This is a genomic window from Salinivibrio sp. IB643 (genome assembly GCF_001996105.1).
Classification (GTDB): domain Bacteria; phylum Pseudomonadota; class Gammaproteobacteria; order Enterobacterales; family Vibrionaceae; genus Salinivibrio; species Salinivibrio costicola.
Map to the genome: position 1 here is coordinate 1 of NZ_MUFF01000076.1, position 2,271 is coordinate 2,271.

Annotated in this window: 2 protein-coding genes; one reads left to right on the plus strand and one right to left on the minus strand. The window is 43.7% G+C overall.

Annotated features, from left to right (window positions below; translation table 11 throughout):
* Positions 1-185: 185 nt before the first annotated feature.
* On the plus strand, positions 186-1,118 hold the full coding sequence (locus BZG77_RS15090; protein WP_241844170.1) for an SEC-C metal-binding domain-containing protein: 933 nt from the start codon (positions 186-188) through the stop codon (positions 1,116-1,118).
* Positions 1,119-1,140: 22 nt separating this feature from the next.
* Here BZG77_RS15090 and BZG77_RS14955 read toward each other — a convergent pair whose 3' ends face one another.
* Positions 1,141-2,097 carry an IS110 family transposase gene (locus BZG77_RS14955; RefSeq protein ID WP_198532441.1) on the minus strand — a complete coding sequence of 319 codons (957 nt, stop codon included), beginning with the start codon at positions 2,095-2,097 and terminating at the stop codon, positions 1,141-1,143.
* Positions 2,098-2,271 lie beyond the last annotated feature (174 nt).

Here is a 2,271-nt window from a genome sequence, read left to right on the forward strand (position 1 = left end):
GCGTTATCTACAGCATTAAATGATGCAGAAAAGGCTATGCACTCTGGTGGTAAAAACAACACTTAACAAGTCGTTGCACTCGGACTCGATACAGTTGTCGCGGTCTTTGCTAAAAGAAAATGCACGCAAAACAGCGCCAACTTACTCGCCGGTGAACGAGGCGTTAGCACCCACAGGAGGACAATTTGAGAGTTAATAAATATGGACTAACCGACACAATTGCTTCTCCAGTAAAAAGAGAAGTGCGCCAGCGTTGCGGTTTCGGTTGCGTAAACTGTGGTAATGCAGTTTATCAATATGAGCATTTAGAGCCTACTTTCGCTGAAGCGAAGGAACACAACCCGGATCACATAGTTTTATTGTGTGGTGGTTGTCACGATAGGGTCTCAAGAAAAATTTTATCAAAAGAAACAATAAAAGTTCGTTCGCAAAACCCAATCTGTAAGCAAAAGGGATTCTCATTCGGTCCATTTGATTTAGGGTTAGTTGAGCCAACAGTGAAAATCGGCACTTTAACCTGTAAAAATGTAGAGTCACTTATTCAAATAGATGGCGAGTCAATTTTTTCTATCAAAAAGCCAGAGTGTGAAGGTGCACCATTCCGTATTAATGCCTACCTAGCGGATCGCGATGGTGCTGAGGTTTTAAAAATAACAGATAACGAGTGGGTTACTTCAACATCCAATTGGGATGTTGAAGTTGTAGGACCCAAAATAACAATTAGAAAAGCTCTTGGTTACATTACCTTAGTTTTACGCACTGAGGCTCCGCATAGCTTAATTGTTGAACGTCTAGAGATGGTTCATCGCGGTGTTAAAATTAGCTGTCGTGAAAACAGTAACCTAGAAGTCGTTACAAGAAGTCGCCAAGTCTTGAAGTCTGCGTCAATGAATATCACAGGCTGCAAAGTTGGCTTTGATATATCAAACAACTCCTTAGCTATAGGTGTTGGTGGTGGTAGTGTTTACATTGGTAATATGACTATCGGGCAGCAGCCCACTTTTCCTATCCCGTTTCCCTCATACCCTAAAGTAATATCAAGGAAAGTCGGTAGGAATGAACCTTGCCCATGCCAAAGTGGGAAAAAATACAAAAAGTGTTGTGGTAGTGTGTGCTAACAAACGAGTATGTCGTCAATCGTTAAATTTTGGCGAGGTTTTTATCCCACATCACGCCGTCTCTGAGCATCGAATTTAAGATCACTACCATCTTGCGCACACAGGCAATAATGGCGACTTTTTTCGGCTTTCCAGCGGCGACTAATCGGGTATACGTCGCTTTAAAAACAGGATTACATTGCATCGCAGACATCATCGCCATATACAACACGGTACGAACTTGAGCACGTCCACCTTGGATCACTCGTTTGCCTTTATATCGCCCACTTTCTTTTGTCACGGGTGCAACACCAATGAGAGATGCCGCTTGTTTGTTAGTTATATAGCCCAGCTCAGGGACGTTACTGATGATAGATGCTGCCGCAATGCTGCCAATGCCAGGCACGCTTTGTAAGAGCGTATTTTTAGTCTGATATTCAGGGCATGCTTCAATCAACTTCACGAGTTTTTGTTCGATGTTGGTGATTTGATTTTTCATCGCAGTGAGCATGGGTTTGATGGTTGAATGCAAGGTTTTGGGCAGTATCTGCAAGCGGTTCTTTTCCATCGTTTGCATAGATAGKAGCTGGTTTCTCCTGATGACTAAATCACTCATTARACGTATATTTTCCGCCTTGATAATGGTGATTTCAGGCTTAATGGCGTCGCCATAATGTGCAATTAACTCAGCATCTAAGCGGTCATTTTTCGCTCTGCGGCCAATGGCGCCGGCGAAGCGTTTAATGTGCACAGGGTTGGCGCGTACGATGGGTAAATTGGCTTCAATACACGCGAGCACAAAGGRCATTTCTAATCGGCCAGTGGCTTCAATGATGATGCGCTCAGGCTGATATGGCTTGATGATTTTCAATGCATCTTTAATGCCTTTATCAGTGTTTGGCACAGAGAAGAAGTGCGCAGTTGGTCTGACGTAGATGTCGAGTTGCGCTTTGCCGGTATCGACGCCGATGTAGATGTTTTGATTGGATGCAGTATTCATAATAAGCTAACTCTTGTTTGCGTAATACGGGTTCGAGACCCAGTCGAGTATTCGAGTTTGGTGCTTGGAGTTCTAAGGTGCGTTCATGTTTGTTATCGGTCTCTCGACAGAGGAGCCAGCGTTCAATCGAACTGCACATTAGAAAGCTTTAGTTGCAGCTAAAGCCTGGGTCTC